This window comes from Mesorhizobium sp. WSM4976 (genome assembly GCF_029625685.1).
Lineage (GTDB): Bacteria > Pseudomonadota > Alphaproteobacteria > Rhizobiales > Rhizobiaceae > Mesorhizobium.
In genome coordinates, this window is sequence record NZ_JARTVT010000005.1 from 41,463 (window position 1) to 66,762 (window position 25,300).

24 protein-coding genes are annotated in these 25,300 nt (G+C 64.5%); 16 read left to right on the forward strand and 8 right to left on the reverse strand.

The window, feature by feature from the left end; genetic code table 11:
* Nucleotides 1-2 precede the first annotated feature (2 nt).
* From P9272_RS07615 to P9272_RS07645, 7 genes are read left to right on the forward strand one after another with little or no spacing between them, the layout of a single operon-like run.
* Nucleotides 3-1,319 carry an ABC transporter substrate-binding protein gene (locus tag P9272_RS07615; protein ID WP_128256487.1) on the forward strand — a complete coding sequence of 439 codons (1,317 nt, stop codon included), beginning with the start codon at nucleotides 3-5 and terminating at the stop codon, nucleotides 1,317-1,319.
* A gap of 19 nt (nucleotides 1,320-1,338) precedes the next feature.
* Nucleotides 1,339-2,079 (forward strand): ABC transporter ATP-binding protein, encoded by a 741-nt coding sequence (locus P9272_RS07620; RefSeq protein WP_278160038.1) that lies wholly within the window; start codon nucleotides 1,339-1,341, stop codon nucleotides 2,077-2,079.
* On the forward strand, nucleotides 2,076-2,804 hold the full coding sequence (locus P9272_RS07625) for an ABC transporter ATP-binding protein (protein WP_128256488.1): 729 nt from the start codon (nucleotides 2,076-2,078) through the stop codon (nucleotides 2,802-2,804). The genes P9272_RS07620 and P9272_RS07625 overlap by 4 nt, the downstream gene beginning before the upstream one ends.
* Complete coding sequence (locus tag P9272_RS07630; RefSeq protein ID WP_278160039.1) at nucleotides 2,801-3,697, forward strand: branched-chain amino acid ABC transporter permease; 897 nt, start codon at nucleotides 2,801-2,803, stop codon at nucleotides 3,695-3,697. The genes P9272_RS07625 and P9272_RS07630 overlap by 4 nt, the downstream gene beginning before the upstream one ends.
* The gene (locus tag P9272_RS07635) at nucleotides 3,694-4,755 is read left to right on the forward strand and encodes a branched-chain amino acid ABC transporter permease (RefSeq protein WP_128256490.1); all 1,062 of its coding nucleotides are present in this window, start codon (nucleotides 3,694-3,696) and stop codon (nucleotides 4,753-4,755) included. Before P9272_RS07630 ends, P9272_RS07635 begins: the two co-directional genes overlap by 4 nt.
* A gap of 2 nt (nucleotides 4,756-4,757) precedes the next feature.
* On the forward strand, nucleotides 4,758-5,543 hold the full coding sequence (locus tag P9272_RS07640; RefSeq protein WP_278160216.1) for a coniferyl-alcohol dehydrogenase: 786 nt from the start codon (nucleotides 4,758-4,760) through the stop codon (nucleotides 5,541-5,543).
* Nucleotides 5,544-5,579: 36 nt separating this feature from the next.
* Nucleotides 5,580-7,025 carry an aldehyde dehydrogenase gene (locus P9272_RS07645; RefSeq protein ID WP_128256491.1) on the forward strand — a complete coding sequence of 482 codons (1,446 nt, stop codon included), beginning with the start codon at nucleotides 5,580-5,582 and terminating at the stop codon, nucleotides 7,023-7,025.
* Nucleotides 7,026-7,059: 34 nt separating this feature from the next.
* On the opposite strand, the gene P9272_RS07650 is transcribed toward P9272_RS07645, so the two are convergent.
* From P9272_RS07650 to P9272_RS07670, 5 genes are all read right to left on the reverse strand, one after another.
* Nucleotides 7,060-7,914 carry a sugar phosphate isomerase/epimerase family protein gene (locus tag P9272_RS07650; protein ID WP_278160040.1) on the reverse strand — a complete coding sequence of 285 codons (855 nt, stop codon included), beginning with the start codon at nucleotides 7,912-7,914 and terminating at the stop codon, nucleotides 7,060-7,062.
* 1 nt (nucleotide 7,915) lies between these two features.
* Nucleotides 7,916-8,692 (reverse strand): ATP-binding cassette domain-containing protein, encoded by a 777-nt coding sequence (locus P9272_RS07655; RefSeq protein ID WP_278160041.1) that lies wholly within the window; start codon nucleotides 8,690-8,692, stop codon nucleotides 7,916-7,918.
* A complete protein-coding gene (locus P9272_RS07660) occupies nucleotides 8,689-9,681 on the reverse strand; it encodes an ABC transporter permease (protein ID WP_278160042.1) in 993 nt (330 codons plus the stop codon). The genes P9272_RS07655 and P9272_RS07660 overlap by 4 nt, the downstream gene beginning before the upstream one ends.
* A 67-nt stretch (nucleotides 9,682-9,748) precedes the next feature.
* Nucleotides 9,749-10,738 carry a substrate-binding domain-containing protein gene (locus P9272_RS07665; protein ID WP_278160043.1) on the reverse strand — a complete coding sequence of 330 codons (990 nt, stop codon included), beginning with the start codon at nucleotides 10,736-10,738 and terminating at the stop codon, nucleotides 9,749-9,751.
* 61 nt (nucleotides 10,739-10,799) lie between these two features.
* Entirely contained in the window at nucleotides 10,800-11,876 is a 1,077-nt protein-coding gene (locus P9272_RS07670) for a LacI family DNA-binding transcriptional regulator (RefSeq protein ID WP_278160044.1), read from the reverse strand.
* A 145-nt stretch (nucleotides 11,877-12,021) separates the two neighbouring features.
* Between P9272_RS07670 and P9272_RS07675 the strand changes: the two genes are divergently transcribed.
* Nucleotides 12,022-13,053 carry a hydroxyacid dehydrogenase gene (locus P9272_RS07675; protein WP_128256497.1) on the forward strand — a complete coding sequence of 344 codons (1,032 nt, stop codon included), beginning with the start codon at nucleotides 12,022-12,024 and terminating at the stop codon, nucleotides 13,051-13,053.
* A 6-nt stretch (nucleotides 13,054-13,059) separates the two neighbouring features.
* On the opposite strand, the gene P9272_RS07680 is transcribed toward P9272_RS07675, so the two are convergent.
* Complete coding sequence (locus P9272_RS07680) at nucleotides 13,060-13,746, reverse strand: GntR family transcriptional regulator (protein ID WP_128256498.1); 687 nt, start codon at nucleotides 13,744-13,746, stop codon at nucleotides 13,060-13,062.
* Between the two features lie 138 nt (nucleotides 13,747-13,884).
* On the opposite strand from P9272_RS07680, the gene P9272_RS07685 reads away from it, so the two are divergent.
* The 8 genes from P9272_RS07685 to P9272_RS07720 all read left to right on the forward strand — a co-directional run bounded on the left by P9272_RS07685 (nucleotide 13,885) and on the right by P9272_RS07720 (nucleotide 22,674).
* A complete protein-coding gene (locus tag P9272_RS07685) occupies nucleotides 13,885-14,472 on the forward strand; it encodes an amino acid synthesis family protein (RefSeq protein WP_278160045.1) in 588 nt (195 codons plus the stop codon).
* Nucleotides 14,465-16,273, forward strand: coding sequence for an alpha/beta fold hydrolase (locus P9272_RS07690; RefSeq protein ID WP_278160046.1), 1,809 nt, complete (start codon nucleotides 14,465-14,467; stop codon nucleotides 16,271-16,273). Before P9272_RS07685 ends, P9272_RS07690 begins: the two co-directional genes overlap by 8 nt.
* A gap of 5 nt (nucleotides 16,274-16,278) precedes the next feature.
* Nucleotides 16,279-17,331, forward strand: coding sequence for an LLM class flavin-dependent oxidoreductase (locus tag P9272_RS07695; protein ID WP_128256501.1), 1,053 nt, complete (start codon nucleotides 16,279-16,281; stop codon nucleotides 17,329-17,331).
* Nucleotides 17,328-18,800, forward strand: coding sequence for an aldehyde dehydrogenase (locus P9272_RS07700; RefSeq protein ID WP_278160047.1), 1,473 nt, complete (start codon nucleotides 17,328-17,330; stop codon nucleotides 18,798-18,800). The genes P9272_RS07695 and P9272_RS07700 overlap by 4 nt, the downstream gene beginning before the upstream one ends.
* A gap of 65 nt (nucleotides 18,801-18,865) precedes the next feature.
* Nucleotides 18,866-19,870, forward strand: coding sequence for an ABC transporter substrate-binding protein (locus P9272_RS07705; RefSeq protein WP_278160048.1), 1,005 nt, complete (start codon nucleotides 18,866-18,868; stop codon nucleotides 19,868-19,870).
* Between the two features lie 70 nt (nucleotides 19,871-19,940).
* Nucleotides 19,941-20,801, forward strand: coding sequence for an ABC transporter permease (locus P9272_RS07710; RefSeq protein ID WP_278160049.1), 861 nt, complete (start codon nucleotides 19,941-19,943; stop codon nucleotides 20,799-20,801).
* A complete protein-coding gene (locus P9272_RS07715) occupies nucleotides 20,801-21,601 on the forward strand; it encodes an ABC transporter permease (RefSeq protein WP_278160050.1) in 801 nt (266 codons plus the stop codon). Before P9272_RS07710 ends, P9272_RS07715 begins: the two co-directional genes overlap by 1 nt.
* A complete protein-coding gene (locus P9272_RS07720) occupies nucleotides 21,598-22,674 on the forward strand; it encodes an ABC transporter ATP-binding protein (protein WP_278160051.1) in 1,077 nt (358 codons plus the stop codon). The genes P9272_RS07715 and P9272_RS07720 overlap by 4 nt, the downstream gene beginning before the upstream one ends.
* 9 nt (nucleotides 22,675-22,683) lie before the next feature.
* On the opposite strand, the gene otsB is transcribed toward P9272_RS07720, so the two are convergent.
* Together otsB and P9272_RS07730 are read right to left on the reverse strand one after the other, a co-directional pair.
* The gene (gene otsB, locus P9272_RS07725) at nucleotides 22,684-23,478 is read right to left on the reverse strand and encodes a trehalose-phosphatase (protein WP_128256507.1); all 795 of its coding nucleotides are present in this window, start codon (nucleotides 23,476-23,478) and stop codon (nucleotides 22,684-22,686) included.
* Entirely contained in the window at nucleotides 23,475-25,268 is a 1,794-nt protein-coding gene (locus P9272_RS07730) for a trehalose-6-phosphate synthase (protein ID WP_278160052.1), read from the reverse strand. Before P9272_RS07730 ends, otsB begins: the two co-directional genes overlap by 4 nt.
* Between the last annotated feature and the right edge of the window lie 32 nt (nucleotides 25,269-25,300).

Consider the following 25,300-nt stretch of genomic DNA (forward strand, 5'->3'; position numbering starts at 1 on the left):
AAATGTCTCGCATTATCGGCAGCAAGCCCGCCATATCGAGTATTTCACGACGCCGGTTCATCGCCACGTCGATGGCCGGCGGCGCAGCACTGGCATTCGGCCGCGGCAAGGCCTTCGCGCAAAGTGCCGACACGCTCAAGGTGGGCTTCGTCAGCCCGCGCACCGGCCCGCTCGCGGGCTTCGGCGAGACCGACGGCTATGTGCTCGACCTCGCCCGCAAGGCCTTGGCCAACGGCATCGAGCTCGGCGGCAAGAAATACAGCGTCGAGATCCTCGACCAGGACACCCAATCCGACCCGTCACGTGCCGGCCAGCTGGCAAAAGACCTGATCAACAACCAAGCCGTTGACCTGATGCTCGCCGTCTCCACGCCGGAGGTCATCAATCCGGTGGCGGATGCCTGCGAAGCGGCCGGCGTGCCCTGCCTTTCCACCGTCATGCCATGGGAGGCCTGGTATTTCGGCCGCGGCGCCAAACCGGGCGCCCCCTCGCCTTTCAAATGGACCTATCATTTCGGCTTCGGCGTCGGCGAATTCTTCAAGACCTACATTTCGCAGTGGAACCTGATCGAGACCAACAAGAAGGTTGGTGTCATGTATCCGAACGACGCGGACGGCAACGCCATCCGCGCCAACCTTGCGCCGCTGCTGGCCAAGCAGGGCTTCACCATCGTCGATCCCGGCGCCTACGAGACCGGCACCACCGACTATTCCTCGCAGATCGCGCTGTTCAAGCAGGAAGGCGTCGAGATTTTCAACTCCTTCCCGATCCCGCCCGATTTCGCCGCGTTCTGGCGCCAGGCAGCACAGCAGGGTTTGACAAGGCAGATCAAGATCGCCCAGGTCGCCAAGACAGGCCTGTTCCCCTCCGACATCGAGGCGCTGGGCGACCTCGGCATGAAGATTGCGAGCGCCGCCTATTGGCACAAGGCCTTCCCCTACAAGTCGCCGCTGACCGGCGTCTCGGGAACGGAACTGGCCGATGGCTACGAGGCGGCGAGCGGCAAGCAGTGGACGCAGCAGCTCGGCGCCTCGATGTCGCTGCTCGACGCCGGCTTCGAAGCCCTGAAGGCGAGCGCCAACGCCAAGGATAAGGCCGCTGTTGCAAAGGCGCTGAGCACGCTCAAGACCGAGACGATGATCGGCAAGGTCGACTTCACCAGCGGCCCGGTCGCCAACGTCTCGCCCGGCCCGATCATCGGCACACAGTGGGTCCCCGCCAAGGAAGGCTCGAAGTTCCCGCTCGATTATGTCGTGACCGAGAACGCCACCGATCCGAAGGTTCCGGTCGAGGCCAAGCTCCAGCCGTATAACGGCTGATTAAGTCGAGGGCCGCATCGTGAACGCCACGCCCAACGGTGCGATCCTCAGCGCCGCCGGCATCCACAAGCGCTTCGGCGCGCTTGTGGTGCTCGACGACATCGACTTCGTCATGGGTGCCGAAGAGGCGGTCGGCATCGTCGGCCCCAATGGCGCCGGCAAGACGACGCTGCTCAGCGTGCTTTCCGGCGCCTATCCACCAAGCGCCGGAACGATTGCCTTCAAGGGCAGCGACGTGACGGCGCTGCCGGCCACGCAGCGCTGCCGGCTGGGTCTGGTCAGCACCCATCAGGTACCGAAACCCTTCGGCGGCATGACCGCTTTCGAGAATGTCTTCGTCGCCGCTTCGCATGGCGCCGGCCTCGGCCGCGACGAGGCCTATGAGGAAGCACTCGGCTCGCTGAAGCTCTGCGGCATGCTGGGCGTCGCTAACCGGCGCGCCGAGACGCTTGGCCTGCTCGACCGCAAGCGACTGGAGCTGGCGCGTGCGCTGGCGGCGAAGCCGTCGCTGCTTCTGCTCGACGAGATCGGTGGCGGCCTGACTGACGGCGAGGCCGGCGAGCTCGTCGAGACCATCCGCGAATTGCGCCGCCGCAGGATCGGCATTGTCTGGATCGAGCACATCGTCCACATCCTGCTGCAGGTGGCCGAGCGACTGATCTGCATGGATGCGGGAAAGATCATCGCCGACGGCGACCCGCAAGCGGTAATGGCCGACCCGCTGGTGATCAGCGCCTATCTCGGCGGAGGCCCGAAATGAGCCTGCTGTCGGTCGAGGATCTGGTTGTCCGGCACGGCCTGCTGCAGGCGGTGCGCGGCGTGACCTTCAGCATCGAGCGCGGCGAGACCTTGGCGCTGGTCGGCGCCAATGGCGCGGGAAAGACGACGTTGCTGCGGGCGATCGCCGGCGCCCACCAGGCCACTTCGGGCCGCGTGGTCTTCGACGGCGCCGACCTTTCCGGCGTGCCTTCGCATGAACGCGTCCGCAAGGGCGTGGCGCTGGTGCCCGAAGGCCGGCGGCTGTTCGTGCAGATGACGGTCGAGGAAAACCTTCTGCTTGGCCGCACCGCCGGCCGCCCCGGCGACTGGAGCGTCGAGCGCGTGCTGGAAACCTTCCCCAACCTCAAGCCGCGCCGCCACGCCAAGGCCGGGCATCTCTCCGGCGGTGAGCAGCAGGCGACGGCAATCGGCCGCGCGCTGATGAGCAATCCCGACCTGCTCCTGCTCGACGAGGTCTCGCTCGGCCTGTCGCCGCTGGTCGTCGATCGCGTCTATGCCTCCCTTCAGGGTCTGATCAGCTCCGGCACCACGATCGTCCTCGTCGAGCAGGATCTCAACCGTGCCCTCTCGGTCTCCAACAAGGTCATCTGCATGCTGGAGGGCCGGGTCGCGCTTGCAGGCGACAGCAAGAACGTCTCGCGCGACGAGGTGACCAAAGCCTATTTCGGCCTGCACCGCAAAGCCGCCGGAGGCGTGCCGGCATGACCAACCAGATCGTGCAGGGCATCCTGCTTGGCGGCTATTACGCGCTGATCGCCTGCGGCCTCTCCTTCATGTTCTCGGTGATGCGCATCATCAATCTCGCGCATGGCAGCCTCGCAATACTCTCGGCCTTCGCGCTGTGGCTGCTCGCCTCGCGCTTCCACATCTCGCCTTTCCTCGGCCTCGCCATCGTGTTGCCGCTGATGGCCGTGATCGGTTGGGCTTTGCAGCGCTTCCTGCTCGAGCGCAGCGCCCGCGGCGGCGCGCTCCTACCGATCCTCACCACCTTCGGTCTGGCCATCGTCATCGACAATGTGCTGTTCGAGCAGTTCGGCGCCGACACGCGCTCGCTGGCGCCCTTTATCGGCAGCCTGTCCTACGATTCCTGGGAATGGCCGGGCAACATTTATGTCGGCAAGCTGGCGGTGATCATCTTCTTCGCCGCCGTCGTCCTGCTCGGCGGATTACAGTTGTTCCTCACCCGCACCGGTCTCGGCCGATCGATCCGCGCCACGTCGGAAGACCCTGACACCGCTGGCCTAGTCGGCGTCGATGCGCGCCGCGCCAACGCCATCGCCGCGGCGATCGCCCTGGTCACCGTCGGGCTCGCCGGCGCCTTCCTCGGCATGCGCGCGACCTTCGATCCCTATGCCGGCGCGACGCAGCTTCTGTTCGCCTTCGAGGCGGCCGTCATCGGCGGCGCCGGCTCGCTCTGGGGCACGCTGATCGGCGGCATCGTGCTGGCGCTCGCCCAGACGCTTGGCGCCAAGATCCACCCGCAAGGTTTTCTCATCGGCGGCCATGTCGCCTTCCTGATCGTGCTGTTCATCCGGCTCTCCACCTCCGGCCTCGGCCTGCGCGGCTTGCTGCATCTCCCCACGGGGAAGACGCCATGAGCGCCGCCTCCCCCGTCATCGAACGCGGCACCGCCGCATCGCGCATCGCCGGCATCGGCGTCATTGCGATCATCTTGCTGCTCGCCCTTGCGCCGCAGTTCCTTTCCGCAGGCGCGGTCGATCGCATGACCGCTTTGTTCATCTATGTGATCCTCGCCGCGATGTGGAATGCGCTCGCTGGGTTCGGCGGACTGGTCTCCGTCGGCCAGCAGGTGTTCTTCGGCCTCGGCGCCTACTTCGCCGTCCGTCTCGCCAATGCCGGGCTCAATCCGTTCGTCTCGCTGTTCGTGTCGGCGGTCGTCGTCGGCGCCGTATCCTGGCCGATCTCGCTGTTCATGCTGCGCTTGAGGAACGGCGAGTTCGCTATCGGCATGTGGGTCATAGCGGCACTCACCCACCTTCTCGTCAATCTCGACCGGCTGATCCAGGGCGAGACCGGCACTTCGCTGATCTCGCTCAATGTCTATGACGCGTCAACACGCAGGCTGATCATTTACTGGCTGGCGCTGGCCTCGATGACGGCGCTGCTCGCGATCCTGTTCGGCTTGCTGCGCGGCAGCACGGGCGCTGCCATCCGCGCCATCCGCGACAATGAGGACGCGGCAGCCTCGATCGGCGTGCGCGTCACCGGCACCAAGCGGCTGCTCTTCGTGCTCGCCGCTTTCGGCATCGGCGTCGCCGGCGCGCTGTGGCTGGCGACCGCGATCACCTTCCAGCCGAAAACCTATTTCAGCGTGCAGTGGACGGCCTACATGATCTTCATGGTGCTGGTCGGCGGCATCGGCACCTTCGAGGGCGCCATCCTCGGCGCGCTGCTGTTCTTTCTCATCGAGACGTGGTTCGGCGGCACCGGCGTCTGGTACCTCATCGGCCTCGGCGCCACGGCGCTGGTCTTCTCGCTGCTCTTGCCGCGCGGTCTGTGGGGCACGCTCGAGGAACGCTTCGGCTGGCGCCTGTTGTCGGTCGGCTACCGTGTCAGGCTTCCTATCAACGCAAGCGACACTGCCGGTGGGACCGCTTCGCCGGGACAGGTATCAACATCTCGGGAGAAAGCGTGAGCATGCTGTTCGGCAAGACGATCCTCGTCACCGGCGTCGCCTCGGGCATCGGCGCCCGCACGGCGGAACTGGCGGGCCAACTTGGCGCCGATGTGATCGGCGTCGACATGCGCGAGCCAGCCGATCATCAGGGCACCTTCGTCAAGGCCGACATCTCGACCAAGGCCGGCGTCGATGATCTCGTCGCGCGGCTGCCGCAGCGTCTGGACGCGTTGTGCAACGTCGCCGGCCTCTCCGGCAACACCGGTGCCGCGGCGACGCTTGCTGTCAACTTCTATGGCCTGCGCGCGCTTTCGGAAGCGCTGGTGCCAAAACTTCGCGAGGGCGGCGCCATCGTCAACGTCGCCTCGATTGCCGGCTTCGGGTGGCGCGCCAACTTGAACCGCGCCGCCTCGATGGTCAGCGTCGAAGGTTTTCCCGATGTCGCCAAGGTGATTGCCGACCACGCGGTTAAGAACGAGGAAGGCTATCCGGTCTCGAAGGAGCTCTTGCTCCTGTGGACGTTCCGCGCCGCGCATCAGGACCTGTTCAAGAGCCGCGGCATCCGCGTCAACGCGGTCAGCCCAGGCCCGGTCGAGACGCCGATCCTGAAACAGTTCCGCACCGTGTTGGGTGACGCCCGCGTCGACAGCGATATCGCTCGGGTCGGCCGCGCAGGGACATCGGGCGATATCGCGCCCGTGGTGCTGTTCCTGTGCTCGGATGGCGCACGCTGGATCAACGCCGCCAATGTGCCCGTCGACGGCGGCCTCGAAGCCTCTATCAACGCCGAAGTGCTCGGCTTCTGATTTTGCGACGCTCCATCGGGAGCGAGGGAGAGAACAATGGATATCGGACTTCTGATCGACGGCGACGAGCGGGCGGCCACCGGCAAGGCCTCCTACGAACGTCTGGACCCGTTCACCGGCAAGCTGGCGACGCGCGCCGCGGCGGCCAGCATCGCCGACGCCAATGCCGCCGCCGAGGCGGCAGCCGCTGCATTCGATGCCTGGTCGAAGACCGGCCCGGGCGAGCGCCGCGCTTTGCTTTCCAAAGCTGCCGACGTCATGGCTTCCAAAGTCGGCGAGTTCACGCGGTTGATGATGGAAGAGACCGGCGCCACCGGCCCCTGGGCCGGCTTCAACGTCATGCTGGCGTCCAACATGCTGCGCGAGGCGGCGGCGATGACGACGCAGATTTCCGGCGAGGTTATTCCGTCCGACAAGCCCGGCACGCTCGCTATGGCGATCCGTCAGCCGGCCGGCGTCTGCCTCGGCATCGCGCCGTGGAACGCGCCGGTCATCCTCGGCACGCGCGCGCTTGCCATGCCGCTCGCCTGCGGCAACACGGTGGTGCTGAAGGCGTCCGAAATGTGCCCCGGCACGCACCGCCTGATCGGCCAGGTGCTGGTGGAGGCCGGCCTACCCAAGGGCGTCGTTAACGTCGTCACCAACGACCCGAAGGACGCGGCGGCAATCGTCGAGGCGCTGATAGCGCATCCGGCGGTGAAGCGCGTCAACTTCACCGGTTCGACCAAGGTCGGCCGTATCATTGCCGAGATCTCGGGCCGGCACCTCAAGCCCGCTTTGCTCGAGCTCGGCGGCAAGGCGCCGCTGGTCGTGCTCGACGACGCCGATATCGACGCAGCGGTGAATGCCGCAGTTTTCGGCGCCTTCATGCATCAGGGCCAGATCTGCATGTCGACAGAGCGACTGATCGTGGATGAGAAGATCGCCGACGAATTCGTCGCCAAGCTCGCTGCACGTGCATCGAGACTTCCGGCCGGCGACCCGCGCGGCCATGTCGTGCTCGGCTCGCTGATCAGCAGCCAGGCCGCCGACAAGATGGAGGAGCTGATCGCCGACGCAACTGCGAAGAGCGCGACGCTCGCAGCTGGCGGCAAGCGCACCGGCACGGTCGTGGAAGCCACGCTCCTCGATCACGTGACGCCCGCAATGCGCGTCTACGCGGAAGAATCCTTCGGCCCGGTGAAGCCGGTCATTCGCGTGAAAGGCGAGGACGAAGCGGTACGCGTCGCCAACGACACCGAATACGGCCTGTCGTCCGCCGTCTTCAGCCGCGACATCCGCCGCGCTATGGCTGTCGCCGCGCGCATCCAGGCCGGCATCTGCCACATCAACGGCCCGACGGTCGGCGACGAGGCGCAGATGCCGTTCGGCGGCGTCAAGGGTTCGGGCTATGGCCGCTTCGGCGGCAAGGCCTCGATCGCCGAGTTCACCGACCTGCGCTGGGTGACGATCGAGGACCCGGGCCAGCACTACCCGTTCTGATTGTTCCTTCCCCTTGCGGGGGAAGGAAAGTCCCTCACCCCAGCGTCAGCCCCGCCTTCCTCGCTTCCTCGCGCAGGAACGGCAGCCCGACCTCGATGACGTCACTTGGATCCTCGGCCACCGGCCGCCACACCGCCAGCCCGCCGGCAATGTCGACATCGACATGGTTCATGCTCTCGAGCGTGATCGCGCCCTGATAGCCGATGTCGGCGATCGCCTTCATGCAGGCGGCCCAGTTGAGCATACCGCGCCCCGGCACGCCGCGATTGGCTTCCGACACATGGACGTAGCCGAGATAGGGCGCCGCCGCCTCAAAGCCGGCGGCAAAACTCTCTTCCTCGATATGCATGTGGTAGGTGTCGAGATGGATGAAGATGTTTTCGGCACCCACCCGCTCGACGATCCGTGCTGCATCGACGCCGCGATTGATCAGATGCGTCTCATAGCGATTGCAGGGCTCGATGCCGACTTTGAGGCTGCGGGACTTCGCCGATTTCGCCGCGCGTTCGAGGAAGCGGCACATGCCGTCGATCTCGCGCTGCGTCGGTGCCCGTCCGGTGGTCTTGCCGATGGTGCCATAGGTGACGCCGCCCAGCGCCTCGGCGCCGATCTCGTTGCAGATCTTGAAGGCAGGTTGCAGGAAGTCGAGCGCCTCGTCGGGCCGTTCGACAACGTCGAGAGCGCGCGGCAGGCCGAGCGACGGGATCAGCTCAACGCCATAATGATTTGCGAAACCTCGCGTGCGCTTGGTGTCGATCTCCTCCGGTCGCAACAGCGGGATCTCCATCAGGCCGATGCCAAGTTCCTTCAGCCGGTCCATCTGCGGCTCGATGCGGGCGAGATCCCAGACCGGCGCGATGGCGAAAGTGTGCAGTCCGAACGTGTTCATATCAGCCTCGCTGTTCATGCGCCGCCGCGGCGGCAATGTCGCCGCCGCCGACGATGCGGCTGACGACTTCGTTCATGTTGGTCCTGGCGGTGACGAGATCGGCATCCGCCCTGCCGTGGCGCAGCACGACGATGCGGTCGGTGACCGACAACACGTCGTTCAGCCGGTGCGAGATTAGGATGACGGCGATGCCTTCAGACTTCAGCCGCCTGATGAGATCGAGCACGCTCTGCACCTCACGCACGGCAAGGGCTGCCGTCGGCTCATCCATGATGACGAGCTTCGGGTTGAAGGTGAGCGCCCGCGCAATCGCCACCGTCTGCTGCTGGCCGCCGGAAAACGACCCGACGGAGCGGTTGATCGACGGCAGATGCGCGCCGAGCCGCTCGATCATTTTTGCGGCCTGGCGGTCCATCTCGCCTTTGTCGACGAAGCCGGGGAACAGGCCGAACAGCCGCTTCGTCGGTTCGCGCCCTAGGAAGATGTTCGCCGCCACGTCCTGCTGCTTGGCCAGCGAAAGATCCTGGTAGATCATTTCGATGCCAAGCTGGCGGCGCTGGCCGGGGTCGAGCGCAAGGATGTCCTTGCCGTCGAACTCGATCGAGCCCGAGTCGGCGCGGTAGATGCCGGTGATGGTCTTCATCAGCGTCGACTTGCCGGCCCCATTGTCGCCGACCAGCCCGACCACCTCCCCGGCCGCGACTGACAGATCGACGCCATGCAGCACGTCGACAGCGCCGAAGCTTTTGCGGATGCCGCGAAGCGAAAGGAGGGTCATACGCGCGACTCCTTCCGCACCTGGTACTGGTCGATGAAGACCGCGAGGATCAGCACCGCGCCGATCGCCATCTGCTGATAGTAGGATTGCACCGCAAGCAGCGTCAGCCCGTTCTGCAAGACGCCCATAATCAGCGCGCCGATCATCGTGCCGAGGATAGAGGCGCGGCCGCCAAACAGATTGGTACCGCCGATGATCGCCGCCGTAATCGCGGTAAGCTCGTAATTAATGCCGGCCGTCGGGTCGCCTGCGTTGACGCGGGCGGTGAAGAGGAGACCCGCAAGTCCGGCGAGCGCGCCGGAGAGCGTGTAGATGATGCGGCGGTGATGCTCGACGCGGATGCCGGCCGCACGCGCCGCGCCTTCGCTGTCGCCCAGCGCCAGTGTGTGGCGACCGAAGCGTGTGTAGGCCAGCACCGCATGCGCGACGATCGCCGTCAGCACGAAGATGATGACCGGCATCGGAATGCCGAACGGCCTGCCTTGGCCGATATAGACGATTTCGGGCGGCAGGCCGTAGATCGCCCTGCCCTGCGAGATGACAAGCGCCAGACCGCGCGCGAGGCCCAGCATGCCGAGCGTGACGATGAAAGCCGGCACGAAGGCACGAGTGACGAGCTGGCCGTTGATGTAGCCGGCGAGCGCGCCGGCGAGGATGCAGGCGAGCACCGCGAGAACCGACGGCCAGCCGAGATTGACGGCCACGAAGGCGCCCGCGACGCCGGCAAGACCCATCACCGAGCCGAGCGAAAGATCAAGCCCGCCCGAGCCGATGACGAAGGTGGCGGCGATCGCCAACACGCCGATCGTCGATGTCGCCAGCAGAATGTTGAGGAAATTGCTGAGCGAAAGGAAATAGGGCGACAGCAGCGCCATTACCGTGCTCAACGCCAGAAGCACCACCAGCGACTCCAGCCTGATGTGGAGCCTTTCGACGGATGCGCGCTGCACCCGAGCCCAGAAGCCGGGCTGCGCCATTTCGGAAGCCATATCGCCTCGCTGTTGCAAAGAAAGTTGGCTGGCGCAGCGTAAACCCGCGCCAGCCAGTCCGGGAGGACTATTTCACATATTGCAGCATCGGCTCCTTGCCGGCGTCGATCACGTCCTTGGTCAGCACCAAGGTCGGCACAGCGATGCTGTCCTGGACCTTCTCACCAGCCAGAGCCTTCTTGACGTTCTCCACGGCCTGCTTGCCAACCAGGTAAGGAAGCTGCGCCACCGAGGCGTTGAGGCGGCCTTCTTTGATCGACTTCACCGCGTCCGAATTGCCGTCGACACCAATGATCGTTACCTGCGAACCCTTGCCGGCGGAGTAGACCGATTCCACGGCGCCCAGCGCCATGCCGTCATTGGCGCAGAATATCGCGACGAGATCGGGATGCGCGGTTAGCGTGTCGGTAGCGATGGATGCGGCCTTGCCGCGGTCCCAGTCGCCCGGCAGCGAAGCAACGATCTGCAATCCAGGCGCGAGTTCCTTAAGCTTGTCGGCAAAGCCCTTGGCGCGCTTCTCGCCTGTGATGTTGCCGGATAGGCCTTCGATGACCAGCACCGGACCCTTGGCATCCTTGCCGAGCTTGTGGGCGAGGTATTCGGCGCCCTGGGCGCCGGCGGCGATGTTGTCGGAGCCGATATGGAACGTCACCTTGACGCCTTCCTTGTCGAGCACGGCCTGGTCGAGATTGTTGTCGAGATCGACAATCTTGATGCCGGCATCCTGAGCCGACTTCAAGCAAGGCAGAAGATTGGTCGAGTTGATAGCGGCGGTGATCATCGCCACCGGTTTGCGCTCGAGCATCGTGTTGCACAGATTAAGCTGCGGCTCGGCCGCCTGGTCGCTCTCCGCAGCCTGCTGGAAATACTTCACCCCGGCTTCCTTGGCGCCGTCCGCGACGCCCTGTGCCATCGCACCCCAGAACGGGTTGGCCAGCGTCTTCATCAGCACGCCATATTCACCGTCTTCCGCCTTGGCGGCGCCGATGGCGGAAAACGCAAGCGCGACGCCGATGGCAAGGGTAAATCGATTTATCTTCAGGAAATGCGATGCCATTTGATCCTCCGTTCGATCCTTGGCGCCGGATGCCTTGGCCAGGGCCGGCGCATGCTTCCGTTCACGACAATGGGGGCTGTTGTCGGTCTCCTCCCCCGGAATGCGGGCCGCTTCCTGGCGAGCCAACGGATTCCCGCATCAACACCTGGCAGGGTTCGAGCCGCGCCGTGGGTGGTCCCACGGCGCCATCGATCCTGCGAAACAAGAGGTTCATCGCCTCGCTAGCGATCTGGCGCACCGGTTGCACCACGGCGGCGATCGCCGGCCATGTCACCTGCATCCATTCGGCGTCGTCGAAGCCGACCAGCGAGATATCGTTCGGGCAATGCCAGCCGCGCCGACGGAATTCGGACAGCGCGACAAGCGTGCCCTTCAAAAGCAGCGAATAGACCGCGGTCGGCCGCTCGCCCCGCCCGAAATAATCGCGCAGCGACGATCGCAATGGCTCGACGCTTACTTCCGAGGTGATCACGTCGATGCGGATGGACGGGTCGAGCGTCAGCGCCTGGGCGCGAAAACCCTCCAGACGAGCACGCACGGTTGCCGCGCCTTCGGCAAGACCGATGATCAGGATGTGCTTGTGGCCCTTGCCGACTAGCATCCGCGCCACCTCGGCGCTGGCGGCGGCGCTGTCGGCCGAAACGGTATCGAAAGCGTCGTCGGACAAGACGCGGTCGATCAGCACGCCGGTCATGCCGTTGGCTTTCATGAAGGCAGCCGCCGGCCCGTGCTCGTTGCGCACCGGCGCCAGCACCACGCCGGCGACGCGCCAGTCATGCATGCGAGCAAGGATCTCCTTCTCGCGCTCTTCCGATTCACGGCTCGATGCCGCGACCAGCGTATAGCCGCGCTGCTCGGCAAGGCCTTCCAGTTCGGTGACCATCTGCCCAAAGAACTCGCTTTCGAATTCCGGCATGATGGCGCCGATGATGCGGCGCTTGGCCCGGCGCATATCGGAAGCCAAAGGATCGACGCGATAGCCCAGGCGCTCGACGGCATCGAAGACGCGCTGCGCATTTTCCGGCTTCACCGTGGTGACACCGGCCAGCACCTTGGAGACGGTGGCCGCGGACACGCCGGCATGGCTTGCCACGTCGTGGATAGACGGACGCCGCTGCCGGGCTTCCTGTTGCGCCATTGACCTCCTCCCGAGGGCAGACAGTCGATTTCGCTGCCTTACCAGCTAATCGATAAATCGATTTTTCGTTCTTGTAAATCGTTTCATCGCGGGTAAGACTTGAAGATGTGATTGATGCGGTCCAATCGTGTCCCGGGAGGTAACCATGTCCGACAACACCTTGCCGCTGGTGATCAGCGCGCCCGAACCGCGAACGCTCGACCTGATCTTCACGCCGCCACAGCTTGCGCGCCTGCGCAGCCATTATCGCATTGTCGAGACCACGCCGGAAGGCGTTTCCGCCCTACCCGCCGAAACGCTGGCCGAGGCGCGCTACATCATCGGCCAACCGCCGATTTCGGCAGAGACGCTGGGAAAACTTAAGGCGCTTCGCTGCATTTTCAATGTCGAGACCAACCTCCTTAACAACATGCCCTATGAGGTGCTGTTCGCGCGCGGAATCCATGTCGTCACCACGGGCCTTGTTTTTGCCGAACCGGTGGCCGAGCTCGGCCTGGCCATGGCGCTCAATTTGGCCCGCAACATCGTCGACGCCGACCTCGCTTTCCGGCAGGGCGAGGAATTGTGGGGCGGCGACGGCAACCAGACCGCGCGGCTTCTCTCCGGCGCCGATGTCGGCATCATCGGCTTCGGCGACCTCGGCCGCGCCCTCAACCGCCTGCTGACCGGCTTTCGCACTCGCACCAAGGTCTACGATCCGTGGCTGCCGCCATCGATCCTGGCCGACAATGGCGTCGAGCCGGCGTCGCTGGATGCTGTGCTGTCGCAAAGCGATTTCGTCTTCGTCGTCGCTTCGGTCACCAGCGAGAACCAGGGTTTTCTTGGCGCCGACTCTTTTGCCAAAATGCGCAAGGGCGCAGCCTTCATCCTGCTCAGCCGCGCCGGCGTCGTCGACTTCCCGGCGCTGATGCAATCGGTAAAGAGCGGCCACATCGTCGCCGCCAGCGACGTCTTCCCGGAAGAGCCGCTGGCCAAGGACCATCCCGTCCGCACCCTCCCCGGCTTCCTGCGTTCAGCCCATCGCGCCGGCGCGCTCGATGTCGCCTTCAAGCGCATGGGTGACATGGTGCTGGAGGATATGGACCTCGTCGACCGCGGCCTGCCGCCGCTGCGCTCAAAGCGCGCCGAACGCGAGACGGTTTCGCGCATGCGCTCGAAGCCGGTCGACAGGAACTGAGTTCGATCAACCCGTCTGCACGGTGCCCAGCCGAAGCGCGTCGCGCGCGATTTGCCAGGCCGACTCGACATGCCGCCGCGCTGCAGCCTCCGCGGCCTCCGGCTTGCGCGAGCGGATCGCATCCATGATCGCGTGCATTTCGGCGATCGCCGGCTCGCGGCGGTTCTGCGACAGGATCGTCATGGAGCGCAACTGGTTGATGCGGACGTTGAGACCGGTGACGATCTCCCAAGCGATGCGCTTGTCAGCAGCTTCGAACAGGACCTCGTAGAAGCTCGCCGTGGCGCGCATTACCTCGGCCGGCACGCCCGATGCCCAAGCCTCGAGCAGCTTCGCCAGCGCCGTATCGAGCTGAGCGATCTGATCGTCGGTGGCCGATGTGGCGCAGGCCTTCGCCGCTATTCCTTCCAGCAGCGCGCGCAACTCGTAGATCTCATCGGTCCGGCCGAGATCGGGCTTCGCCACGGCCGGCCCATGCCCGGGAATCATCTGCACCAGCCCTTCGGCCTCCAGTTGCCGCAACACCTCGCGCACCACCGAGCGGCTAACCCCGAGCTGATCGCATAATGGCCGTTCGACCAGCCTCTCGCCGGGCTGGAAATGGAAATCCATGATCGCCTCGCGCATGCGCTCCAGCGCCAGCGTCCTCAGCGTCTTGGCGGAGCGGTCGATGCGAAGCGTGTCGTCAGCCATTTTCCTCAGATCCCTAGCCTCGTCACAAAAACAGATTCCACGACCGGTTGACAAGGTCTTCTGCATTCCATAGCATGGTATACCATAAGACGATATAGAAATCGATGCGGCCCAGAGCGGCTCACCCTGAGGAATTCTATGCAGCCGGACATCCGCAAGATCGTGACCTATACCGAGACCACGCTGACCGAAGGCGGTAAGGCAGCGCCGCGTCCGCTGCGCATGATCGGCGTCGCCGCGGTGCTGACCAATCCGTGGGCTGGCCGCTGCTTCACCGAGGATCTTTCACCCGAAATCCGAGCTTTCGCGCCCGTGCTTGGCGAAAAACTGACCGCGGAGGTCATCAGTGCGGCAGGTTCGGGCGAGGCGATCGAGGGGTACGGGAAGGCCGCAATCTGCGGCACGTCGGGCGAGATCGAGCATGCATCGGCATTGATCCACACGCTCCATTTCGGCAACCATTACCGCCGCGCCATCGGCGCCAAGACCTATCTCGCCTTCACCAATCTACGCGGCGGTCCCAACACGCCGATCGTGATCCCGCTGATGGACAAGAACGACGAAGGTCGGCGCTCCCATTATCTTACAGTGCATTTCCAGATCGGCGACGCACCTGCCCCGGACGAACTGGTAGTGGCGCTGGGCGCGTCGATCGGCGGCCGTCCGCACCATCGCATCGGCGACCGCTACCAGGACCTCAAGGAGCTGGGAGATCTGCATGGCTGACGCCACGATGGTCCGCAGCAGCGCTCCCGACGGGACCGGTTTCATCCGCGCCGGTTCAGGGACGCCGGTCCTGCTGATCCACGGCGTCGGCATGGATGCGGCCATCTGGCGGCCGCAGATCGTTGTGATGCAGGACCGGTTCGACGTCGTCGCCATGGATATGCTCGGTCATGGCACCTCGCCGCTGCCCCCCGAGACCGCAGGCCTCTCCGACTTTGCCGATCAGGCGATCCGACTGCTCGATCATCTCGACCTCGACCGCGTGGCCGTTGTCGGTCATTCCATGGGGGCGCTGGTCGCGCAGGAGATCGCATTTCGCGCGCCGTCACGCATCGCCTCGCTCGTCTGCCTCAACGCCGTGTTCCGTCGCCCGCCCGAATTGGCACATGCGGTGCGCGAAAGGGCGGCAGCGCTCGGCGGCCCTCACGATCCCTTGGCGATCGCGGCGACAATCGCTCGCTGGTTCGGCGATCCGATCCCGCCGATTTTGCTGGACGCTGCCGCAACGGCCCGCTCGGCACTCGAGAATGTCAATGCCGACGGCTATGCCCGCACCTACCGCCTCTTTGCCCGCGCCGATACCGCGCACGCCGACCGTCTCGGCGACTTGGCAGCGCCCGCGCTGTTCATGACGGGCTCGGAAGACCGTAACTCGACGCCCGCCATGTCGGCTGCGATGGCGCGGCTCGCACCAGCTGGGCAATGTGCTGTGCTCAGCGGCGAAAGGCACATGATGACAATCGCGTCGCCGCAAAAAGTGACTCAGCGCATCATGGCCTTTCTTGACCAGGCGTCGAATGCTTCGACGAACGCCGAGGCCGGACCTCCATTCGACGCCATGGAGTTCCGGCGCGCGCTGGGCTCCTTCCTGACAGGAGTCACCATCGTGACCACAATCGACGATGCTGGCGATCCACGCGGCTTCACCGCCAACTCCTTCACCTCCGTCTCGCTCGATCCGCCGCTGGTGCTGGTATGCATCGCCAAGCGGGCACTGGGGCACCAAGCCTTCTCGACTTCAAGAGGCTTTGCCGTAAACATCCTGGCGGAAGACCAGAAAGCCGCCTCTGGAATCTTCGCCTCGAAAGCCGCGGACAAGTTCGCGTCCGTGGCGTGGCAGCCAGGGCAAACCGGCAATCCGCTGATCGGGGGATCGGTCGCGGTTTTCGATTGCGACCTGGAGCAGTTGGTCGATGCCGGCGATCATTCCATCCTCATCGGCCGGGTTCATGACTTCACCCACAACGGCGCACAGCCGCTCGGCTACTGCCGCGGCGCTTATGTCACGCCAGGCTTGAGCCAGGAGGCGCTTGCGGCTGCCGCTCCACCCGGCACCGAAGTCGGCGTCATTCTCGAGAACGAAGGCCGCGTGCTCTTCTTCGAGACCGCCGAGGGATCGTACCAGTTGCCTGCCGGGCGTGGCCTGGGTTCCGCCAACGAGCCGCGTAGCCTCAAAGGAAAGCTTGCGGCCAAGGCGATCGATGCCGAGCTCGGCTTCCTCTACGCGGTGTGGGACGACGCGGCAGACGCCTCGCGCACCCATGTCTACTATCGCGGCACAGTGGATGCGCCAGTCTCTGGCGACGGCCAGATCCGCTTCATCGATATCGACCGCATCGCGGAGCTGAAGATCGCCGACCCGGCCGTCCGCTCGATGCTCGCCCGCTACGCGCGCGAGCGTGCCGAAGATATGTTCGGGGTCTATGTCGGCAACGAAGTCGAAGGCGAGGTCCGGCCGCTCGCCAAGCCGGCGCCGTCCGCGCCTATCCATTCCGGCCCAATTCATTCCGGCCAACGGTGAGACCGATGAAGTTTTCCCTTTTCGTCCATATGGAGCGCTCGGATCTCGCCAAGCCGCATTCCGAATTGCTGGCGGAATTGGAAGAACTGGTCGTCATGGCGGAGCAGGCTGGTTTCGAGACGGCTTGGATAGGCGAGCATCACGGGATGGAATTCACCATCTCGCCGAACCCGTTCATCAATATCGCCCATCTGGCGGCCAAAACGAAAACCATCCGCCTTGGCACCGGCACCATCATCGCTCCCTTCTGGCATCCGATCAAACTCGCCGGCGAAGCGGCGATGACCGATGTCGTAACCGGCGGCAGGCTGGACCTCGGCATCGCGCGCGGTGCCTACAGCTACGAGTACCAGCGCGTCTTCCCCGGACTGGACGCTTGGGGAGCCGGCCAGCGCATGCGTGAGATGATACCGGCGATACGGGGCCTTTGGGATGGCGATTACGAGCATGCCGGCGAGTTCTGGCAGTTCCCCCCGACCACCTCCTCGCCCAAGCCCGTGCAACAGCCATATCCGCCGATCTGGGTGGCCGCGCGCGACCCGAATTCGCATGACTTCGCAGTGGCCAACAAATGCCAGGTACAAGTAACGCCGCTCGCCTCCGGCGATGGCGAGGTCGCGAGTCTGATGGAGCGGTTCAATGCCGCCTGCCAGGCGCATCCGGATATAGCGCGGCCGCAGATCATGCTTCTGATGCACACTTTCGTGGCCGAGGACGCGGCTGATGCCGATCGCCTGACCCGTGACCTGTCGCAATTCTACTGTCAGTTCGGCGCCTGGTTTCAGAACAAGAAGCCCGTCCGCCAAGGCGTCCTGGAGCCGTTGACCGAGGATGAGATCGGGGCCATGCCGCAATACGCGCCGGACAAGATCCGGCAGAACCTGGTCATCGGCGAGGCCGACGAGGTGATCGGAAGGCTGAAGACCTATGAGGCGCAGGGTTACGACCAATACTCGATCTGGATCGACAGCGGCCTCACGCACGAGCGGAAGAAAAAATCGCTCCAGCTGTTCATTGACAAGGTGATGCCGGCTTTCCAGGAGGCGGGGGTGCGATGAGCTACGCCTTCAAGAACTACATCGATGGCCGGTTCACCGAGCCCAGCTCCACTTTCGACAGCATCGATCCGTCCACAGGCTTGGCTTGGGCGACGATGCCCGCGGCTACCATTACCGATGTCGACCGCGCCGTGGAGGCCGCGCACCGGGCGCTGCGCTCCGGCCCATGGGCGGCCATGACCGCGACTGCGCGTGGGAAGTTGCTGGTGAAGCTCGGCGATCTCGTCGCCGCCAATGCCGGCCGGCTGGCCGAGTTGGAAACGCGCGACACCGGCAAGATCATCCGCGAGACTCGCGCCCAGATCGCTTATGTCGGCGACTACTATCGCTATTATGGCGGGCTGGCCGATAAGAACGAGGGCGCCTTCATCCCGATCGACAAGGCCGATATGGAGGTGACAGTGCGGCCGGAGCCGATCGGCGTCGTCGCTGCCGTCGTGCCGTGGAACTCGCAGCTCTTCCTGTCGGCAGTGAAGGTCGGCCCTGCGCTCGCCGCCGGCTGCACCGTCGTGCTCAAGGCCTCCGAGGATGGCCCGGCCCCGTTGCTCGCTTTCGCCGAGCTTGTCCACGAGGCCGGCTTTCCGGCCGGCAGCGTCAACATCCTCACCGGCTTCGGCCATGATTGCGGGCAGCGCCTGACCAGTCATCCGCTCGTCGCTCGCGTCGCCTTCACCGGCGGCCCTTCGACCGCACGACGGATCGTCGCCAACACCGCCGAGAACCTCGCCTACACAACGCTCGAGCTCGGCGGCAAAAGCCCTGTCGTCGTGTTCGCCGATGCCGATCTCGACAGCGCCGCCAACGCGGTTGTCGCCGGCATATTCGCGGCCACCGGCCAAAGCTGCGTCGCAGGGTCACGACTGCTGGTCGAACGTTCCATCAAGGACGATTTCCTTGGGCGGCTGAAGGGCAAGGCCGAGGCCATCGTCATCGGCGATCCACAGGATCCCGCCACCGAGATGGGACCGCTGGCGACCTCGCGTCAGCGCGAAAAGATCGAGGCGATCATCGCGGAAAGCGTGGCGTCGGGCGGGCGGCTGGTCGCCGGCGGCGCACGGCCGAAAGACATGACTGACGGGTACTACTACGCACCGACCATCATCGAGGCGCAGGACCAATCCCTCGCTTGTGTGCGCGAGGAATTGTTCGGACCGGTGCTGAGCGTGCTTGCCTTCGACAGCGAGGCTGAAGCACTCGCCTTGGCAAATGATACGCCCTTCGGGCTCGCTTCCGGCGTCTTCACGAGCAATCTCGCCAAGGCGCATCGTATGGCGCGCGGCATCCATGCCGGCGTTGTCTGGATCAACACCTACCGCGCCGTGTCGCCGCTGGTGCCCTTCGGCGGCTACGGCCTTTCCGGTCTCGGCCGCGAGGGCGGCCTCGATGCCATCCGCGATTACACGCGCTCGAAATCGGTGTGGATCCGCACCTCGGACGACCCGATCCCCGATCCCTTCGTCATGCGCTGAAACGGCGTGACGAAGGTTGGACTGAAAAGAACAAGAAACGGCACAACCAATCAGAGGAGAACGACATGAAACTGATTTTCGCCGGCATCCTTGCCGGGTTGATGGCGACCACCGCCGCGAAGGCCGACGAGATGGTGTTCACCAGCTGGGGCGGGACGACCCAGGAAGCACAGACCAAGTCCTGGGCTGAGCCGTTCTCCGCCTCGTCGAGCATCAAGGTTCTGCAGGATGGGCCGACCGACTACGGCAAGCTGAAGGCCATGGTCGACGCCAAGAACGTCACCTGGGACGTCGTGGATGTCGAGATGGACTTCGCCATCAAGGCAGCCAAGGACGGCCTGCTCGAGCCAATCGACTTTGCCGTAGTGCCGAAGCATGATCTCGACCCGCGCTTCTCGAACGAGAATGCCGTCGGCAGCTTCTACTATTCCTTCGTGCTGGCCTGGAACAAAGGCGCCGTCTCCGGCGAGCCGGCAAGCTGGGCGGACATGTTCGACACCAAGAAGTTTCCTGGCAAGCGCACCTTTTACAAATGGTCGGCTCCGGGCGTGATCGAGATCGCACTCCTCGCCGACGGGGTGCCGGCCGACAAGCTCTACCCGCTCGACCTCGACCGCGCCTTCAAGAAGCTCGACACAATCAAGTCGGACATCGTCTGGTGGGGCGGCGGCGCGGAATCACAGCAGTTGATCGCATCCGGCGAAGCCGCTTTCGGCCAGCTCTGGAACGGCCGCGTGTTCGCGCTGGAGAAAGACGGTGCCGATGTCGGCGTCTCCTGGAACCAGAACCTCACCGCCGCCGACGTGCTTGTCGTGCCCAAGGGCGCAAAGAACAAGGACGCGGCGATGAAGTTCCTCGCGGCCGCGACCAGCCCGACCGGCCAAGCGAAATTCGCCGAGGCGAGCGGCTATGCGCCCATAAACACCAAAGCCAAGACTGAGATGCCCGCGGACGTAGTCAAGGGCCTGCCCGACGCCCACGTGGACGGCCAGATCAATCTCGACATGAACTATTGGGCCGAGCATCGCGACGAGATCGCCAAGCGCTGGTACGCGTGGCAGGCGAAGTGACGCTTGTAATTCGATGAAACAGATCGGGACGGCCGCGTCCGTCCCGATCGGCAATCCGGGACAACCCCCAATGCCGGTGCAAGCACAGCAAGGAATCGCAAGCCCGCGAACATCGGCAGGCCTGGGCGGCTTGGCTCCAGCGCTGATCCTGATCGGGCTCTTCTTCGTTGTGCCGGTGTTGGCGCTTTTGCTGCGCAGCGTCACCGACCCCGTCGCGGGCCTGCAGAACTATGCGGCTCTTCTCGGCGACGGCACCTATGCGCGAGTGTTCTTCAATACTTTCCTCGTCGCCTTCGTCGTGACCATCGTTACAGTGCTCGTCGCTTTCCCGGTCGCCTGGATGCTGGCAATCATGCCGCCCGCCCTCGCCTCGCTGCTCTTCAGCATCATCATCCTATCCATGTGGACAAACCTCTTGACCCGCACCTACGCGTGGATGGTGCTGTTGCAGCGCACGGGCGTCATCAACCGGGCGCTGATGAGCGTCGGCATCATCGATCAGCCATTGCCTCTCATCAACAATCTCACCGGCGTCACCATCGGCATGGTCTACATCATGCTGCCTTTCATGATCCTGCCGCTGGTCGGCACCTTGCGCGCCATCGATCCGATGACACTGCGCGCTGCAGCGCTTTGCGGCGCAAGCCCTTTCGCGGCCTTCCGACGCATTCTTCTGCCCTTGTCGCTGCCGGGCATCGCTGCCGGCGGCCTGATGGTCTTCGTGATGTCGCTCGGCTATTTCGTCACCCCGGCGTTGCTCGGCGGCACGTCGAACATGATGCTGGCCGAAATGATCGCGCAGATGATCCAGTCCCTGCTCAACTGGGGCCTCGGCAGCGCTGCCGCCTTCATCCTGCTCGTCGTCACAATGGCGCTCTATGCGCTGCAGTTGCGCCTTGTCGGGAACAGCCGGGCTACGGGAGCCGCTTGATGCTGCTCGACTATGACCGCCTCGGCTGGCTGAAGGTCGCGCTGCTTGGCTTCACCATGCTGGTGGCGGCATTCCTGCTCCTGCCGGTGGTCTTCATCGTGCTGCTTTCTTTCGGCTCGTCGCGCTGGCTGGCCTTTCCGCCGCCCGGCTGGACGCTCAAATGGTATGAAGAACTGTTTGCCGATCCCTCGTGGATCGAAGCGGCACTCACGAGCGCCCGCATCGCCACGATGACTGCTATCCTCGCCGTCGCCATCGGCGTGCTGGCCTCCTTCGCGCTGGTTCGCGGTGACTTCCGCGGCCGCGCGATCCTGCGCGGGCTGCTCTTGACGCCGATGGTGCTGCCGGTCGTCGTCTTCGCCATCGCGGTCTATGCCTTCTTCCTGCGGCTTGGCCTGGGCGGCACCACGGCCGGCTTCGTTTTGGCCCACACCGTGCTCGCGCTCCCTTTCGCCATCATCCCGATCGCGACAGCGCTGGAAGGCTTCGACAAATCGATCGAGGATGCGGCCATCGTCTGTGGAGCCAGTCCGTTTCAGGCCAAGCTCCGCATCACTTTGCCGTCGATCCGCATCGGCATCTTCTCCGCCGCGATCTTTTCCTTCCTGGCCTCCTGGGATGAGGTGGTCGTGGCAATCTTCATGGCAAGCCCCACCTTGCAGACCTTGCCGGTCAAGATTTGGGGCAGCCTCCGGTCCGACCTCACGCCCGTCATCGCCGCAGCCTCCAGCCTGCTGGTCGCCCTCACTGTTGGCCTCATGGTCGTGACGGCTCTCCTTCGTCGAAAGTTACAGACATGACCGAACCCTTCCTGTCCATCCGCAAACTGCGCAAGGCATTCGGCGCCTTCACGGCCGTTCGTGACGTGACGCTTGACATCCCCAAGGGCGAGTTCCTGACCTTTCTCGGTCCGTCGGGCTCGGGCAAATCGACGACGCTCTATGCAATCGCGGGCTTCCAGGATCCGACCTCAGGCGATGTGCTGCTCGAGGGCAAGTCGCTGCTGTCGGTACCATCGCACAAGCGCAACATCGGCATGGTCTTCCAGCGCTATACGCTGTTCCCGCATCTGACCGTCGCCGAAAACACCGCCTTCCCGCTTCGGGTCCGCGGTCGGCCGGAGGCTGAAATCAAGCGCAAGGTCGCCGACATGCTATCGCTGGTGCGGCTGGAGAGCTTCGCCCAGCGTCTGCCTGCCGCACTTTCCGGTGGTCAGCAGCAGCGCGTCGCGCTTGCCCGCGCTCTGGCCTACGACCCTCCGATCCTCTTGATGGACGAGCCGCTCTCGGCGCTCGACAAGAAACTGCGTGAGGAAATCCAGGCTGAGATCCGCCGCATCCATCGCGAGACCGGCGTCACCATCCTCTACGTCACCCATGATCAGGAAGAAGCGCTGCATCTATCGGACCGCATCGCTCTCTTTCACAACGGTCGCATCGAGCAGATCGGCACCGGCGAGGACCTTTATCTCAGGCCTGCCACCGACTTCGTCGCGGGCTTCATCGGCAACTCGAATTTCCTTGCCGCCGAGCACTTGGAAACCGCGGCGGGGGCTTCCACGATCCGCCTTGCCGACGGCTCGCTCATCTCCGGCATAAGAGCGAATGGCAGCTTCCAGCATGGACAGAAGACCAGGCTGATGATCAGGCCGGAAGCGTTTGGCCTGGAGCGCAAACCGAAGCACGCGGAACTCTCCGTCGACATTGTCGATGTCGCCTTCTACGGGGAACGCCGGCGTATCGTCGCGCGAACACGCGCGGGACAGGAAATCGACATCAGGCCGACATCGTCGGCAGTGGCTGCCAGCGATGCCTCTCCAGGCAGGCGGCAGGTTTTCTTCGACCCGGCCACGGCATTCCTGTTTCCGGCCTGAGGCCGGCAGTCAATTGCCAGCGCCCACCATTTGCCGCACGCTGCCGGCCTGCTCGTTAGGCTCGCTGAAATTGGCCTTGAGCCATGCGATGGCGCCGGCCACGTCTTCGATGGCGAAGCGGGCAGCCGTCTCGCCCTGCGGCTTCACGCGGATCGAGATTCCCCCCGCCGCATTGACCATGTCGAACCCATTCTCATCGGAAGTGTCATCGCCGAGGAACACCGGACGTCTGCCGGTGAAAGGATCGAGCCGCATGAAGCGCCGGATCGCGGCACCCTTGGCGGCTTCGAGCGGCATCAGCTCGACGCCGGCATTGCCGGCGATCACGCGGTAGCCCTTCGGCAGGCGCTCAAGCGCCGCCTCGACCAGTTCCGTCGCCCGCGCCAGAAGCTGCGGCGCGGCTCTCGTATGGATGGCGAGCACCGGCCCCTTGCGTTCGACATAAACGGCTTGGCTTGCCAGCTCCAGTTCGATCTCGTCGGCGAGTGCCGCCATATCCGCCGGTTCGTCGGCGGTCTCGATCGGTCCCTCCGGGAGAAGCCTGTGCTCCAGCCCGTAGAGGCCGGCGATCCGCAGTTTCAACGGGTTGAACAGATGGTCGACAGCCGCTATCGAGCGCCCCGTTATGAAGGCGAGCGCACCGTCCAACCGACGCTCGATCATCTGCAGAAGAACGCGCAACTCTTCGCTGACCGAGACGGCGTCGGGATGCGCCGCATGCTCCAGCAAGGTGCCGTCGATGTCGAGAAAAAGCGCCCACCGGCCTTCTGGAAGCGGCGGGGTGAGATCTGCCTGGATGTTCATCGGAATCCGACTGCCTGTTTGCGTTCGAACATGGAGACGACATTGTCGCCGGTGGGGCCTGCCGGCCGCTCGTATAAGGCCGTGACTCGATCCAAGTCGCCGCGCTTCCTCAGCCGCGCCGCGTCGAGCAACATGCTGCCTGCCCAGCGATAGACATTGTTGTCGCGCACGATCTCGCGCATGCGCCGCATGCGCTCGCGCTGCTCGTCCGGCCCCATGGTCAGCGCCTGCAGCATCGCCTCGCTCATCATCGCCGCGTCGTAAGGATTGACGATCAGAGCCTCCAGCAGCTCGCGCGAGGCGCCGGCGAAGGTGCTGAGCAGCAGCACGCCCTGTTCGTCGTCGCGCGACGCGACGAACTCCTTGGCGACGAGGTTCATGCCGTCATGCAGGCTGGTGACAAGGCAGATGTCGGCGGCGCGATAGAGTTCATAGACCGCCGCCTGCGAATGATGCTCAGCCACCATGACGACCGGCCGGTAGGTTTCGCTGCCGTAGCGCTGGTTAAGCTCCTCGGCGCAGCGCAGGCATTCGTCATGCAGCTGTTTGTAGGCCGGCAACGTACCCCTGCTCGGCGCCGCCACCTGCAGGAACACGACTTGACCCACCATTTCAGGATGGCGAATGAACAGCTCCTCGAGCGCATGGAAACGATCGAGGATGCCCTTGGTGTAATCGAGACGCTCGACGCCCACGCAAAGCTTGGCATCCGCTGGAATTCTGAACCGCTTGCGAATGCGCGCGCGGCACTCCTCGACTCTGGGCAGGGCTTCCAGGAGATCGACGGGCCACTCGATCGAGATCGGATAGGCATGGACCAGCGTCACCTGGCCGCCATAGGAAATGGCGGCATCAGCTCGCTCGATGCGGCTTTCCATGAAGCGGTCGACGCTCTCGGTGAAGTTATTGGCATGGAACTGGGTGTGGAAACCTACGATCGAGCTGCCGAGCAGTCCGTCCAGGATGCGCTCGCGCCACGGGCAGATGCTGAACACTTCAGAATTCGGCCAGGGGATATGCCAGAAGGTGATGACGATCGCCTCCGGCAGCCGCTCGCGGACCATGCGCGGCAAAAGCGCGAAGTGATAATCCTGGACGAGCACGATCGGCCGCTCGTTGCGAGCCTCGGCAACCACCGTGTCCGCGAATTTGCGGTTGACAGCTTCATAGGCCTGCCAGTCCGACTCTCGAAAAATCGGCCGCGTGAAGGCAATGTGGCAGAGCGGCCACAGGCCTTCATTGGCGAAGCCGAGATAATAACCTTGATACTCGTCGTCGCTCAGCCAAACCCGGCGCAGCGTGTAGGAGGGATGGTCAGGCGGCACTTGCACGCGGTCGTTCCTGTCGACCACCGTCCGGTCGGCGGTGCCGCCGCCATAGGCGATCCAGGTGCCGGCGCAGGCGCGTGTGATCGGCTCCAGCGCAGAGACCAGCCCGCTCGCCGGCACGACGAGCTCGACGCCGCCATCCTGGGTCTCGTTGTGGATATACGGCTCGCGGTTGGAGACGACGATGACCTGCGCATCCGGCAGGTCCTCGGCAAGGATCTTGCGCAGAGTTTCCGGCGACCAGCTCACGAGAGCCGCGTCGACCGACTGCCCATTCTTCTCGAATTCGCGCAGCACCTTCCTTGCCGCCTCGGGGGCGGAATCGTCCCCGGGGCCCGGCATGACCGATGCGCTCGGGTGATTGCGGCGGTGCCGGGATATCGAAATGAAAATCGCTAGTGCGGAAAGTCCAAGGCTTGCGAGAATAAGGGCCAGTAACAGGTCGACGCCGTATTGTGTCATTGAAATGCCAGGTTGCCTCCGGCCGTCCGTTC

What these genes read in the sequence shown, in the direction of transcription:
- P9272_RS07615 (WP_128256487.1), top strand. Translation starts at nt 3, where the DNA reads ATGTCTCGCATTATCGGCAGCAAGCCCGCCATATCGAGTATTTCACGA.
- P9272_RS07625 (WP_128256488.1), top strand. Translation starts at nt 2,076, where the DNA reads ATGAGCCTGCTGTCGGTCGAGGATCTGGTTGTCCGGCACGGCCTGCTG.
- P9272_RS07630 (WP_278160039.1), top strand. Translation starts at nt 2,801, where the DNA reads ATGACCAACCAGATCGTGCAGGGCATCCTGCTTGGCGGCTATTACGCG.
- P9272_RS07635 (WP_128256490.1), top strand. Translation starts at nt 3,694, where the DNA reads ATGAGCGCCGCCTCCCCCGTCATCGAACGCGGCACCGCCGCATCGCGC.
- P9272_RS07640 (WP_278160216.1), top strand. Translation starts at nt 4,758, where the DNA reads ATGCTGTTCGGCAAGACGATCCTCGTCACCGGCGTCGCCTCGGGCATC.
- P9272_RS07645 (WP_128256491.1), top strand. Translation starts at nt 5,580, where the DNA reads ATGGATATCGGACTTCTGATCGACGGCGACGAGCGGGCGGCCACCGGC.
- P9272_RS07650 (WP_278160040.1), bottom strand. Translation starts at nt 7,914, where the DNA reads ATGAACACGTTCGGACTGCACACTTTCGCCATCGCGCCGGTCTGGGAT.
- P9272_RS07655 (WP_278160041.1), bottom strand. Translation starts at nt 8,692, where the DNA reads ATGACCCTCCTTTCGCTTCGCGGCATCCGCAAAAGCTTCGGCGCTGTC.
- P9272_RS07660 (WP_278160042.1), bottom strand. Translation starts at nt 9,681, where the DNA reads ATGGCTTCCGAAATGGCGCAGCCCGGCTTCTGGGCTCGGGTGCAGCGC.
- P9272_RS07665 (WP_278160043.1), bottom strand. Translation starts at nt 10,738, where the DNA reads ATGGCATCGCATTTCCTGAAGATAAATCGATTTACCCTTGCCATCGGC.
- P9272_RS07670 (WP_278160044.1), bottom strand. Translation starts at nt 11,876, where the DNA reads ATGGCGCAACAGGAAGCCCGGCAGCGGCGTCCGTCTATCCACGACGTG.
- P9272_RS07675 (WP_128256497.1), top strand. Translation starts at nt 12,022, where the DNA reads ATGTCCGACAACACCTTGCCGCTGGTGATCAGCGCGCCCGAACCGCGA.
- P9272_RS07680 (WP_128256498.1), bottom strand. Translation starts at nt 13,746, where the DNA reads ATGGCTGACGACACGCTTCGCATCGACCGCTCCGCCAAGACGCTGAGG.
- P9272_RS07685 (WP_278160045.1), top strand. Translation starts at nt 13,885, where the DNA reads ATGCAGCCGGACATCCGCAAGATCGTGACCTATACCGAGACCACGCTG.
- P9272_RS07690 (WP_278160046.1), top strand. Translation starts at nt 14,465, where the DNA reads ATGGCTGACGCCACGATGGTCCGCAGCAGCGCTCCCGACGGGACCGGT.
- P9272_RS07695 (WP_128256501.1), top strand. Translation starts at nt 16,279, where the DNA reads ATGAAGTTTTCCCTTTTCGTCCATATGGAGCGCTCGGATCTCGCCAAG.
- P9272_RS07700 (WP_278160047.1), top strand. Translation starts at nt 17,328, where the DNA reads ATGAGCTACGCCTTCAAGAACTACATCGATGGCCGGTTCACCGAGCCC.
- P9272_RS07705 (WP_278160048.1), top strand. Translation starts at nt 18,866, where the DNA reads ATGAAACTGATTTTCGCCGGCATCCTTGCCGGGTTGATGGCGACCACC.
- P9272_RS07710 (WP_278160049.1), top strand. Translation starts at nt 19,941, where the DNA reads ATGCCGGTGCAAGCACAGCAAGGAATCGCAAGCCCGCGAACATCGGCA.
- P9272_RS07715 (WP_278160050.1), top strand. Translation starts at nt 20,801, where the DNA reads ATGCTGCTCGACTATGACCGCCTCGGCTGGCTGAAGGTCGCGCTGCTT.
- P9272_RS07720 (WP_278160051.1), top strand. Translation starts at nt 21,598, where the DNA reads ATGACCGAACCCTTCCTGTCCATCCGCAAACTGCGCAAGGCATTCGGC.
- otsB (WP_128256507.1), bottom strand. Translation starts at nt 23,478, where the DNA reads ATGAACATCCAGGCAGATCTCACCCCGCCGCTTCCAGAAGGCCGGTGG.
- P9272_RS07730 (WP_278160052.1), bottom strand. Translation starts at nt 25,268, where the DNA reads ATGACACAATACGGCGTCGACCTGTTACTGGCCCTTATTCTCGCAAGC.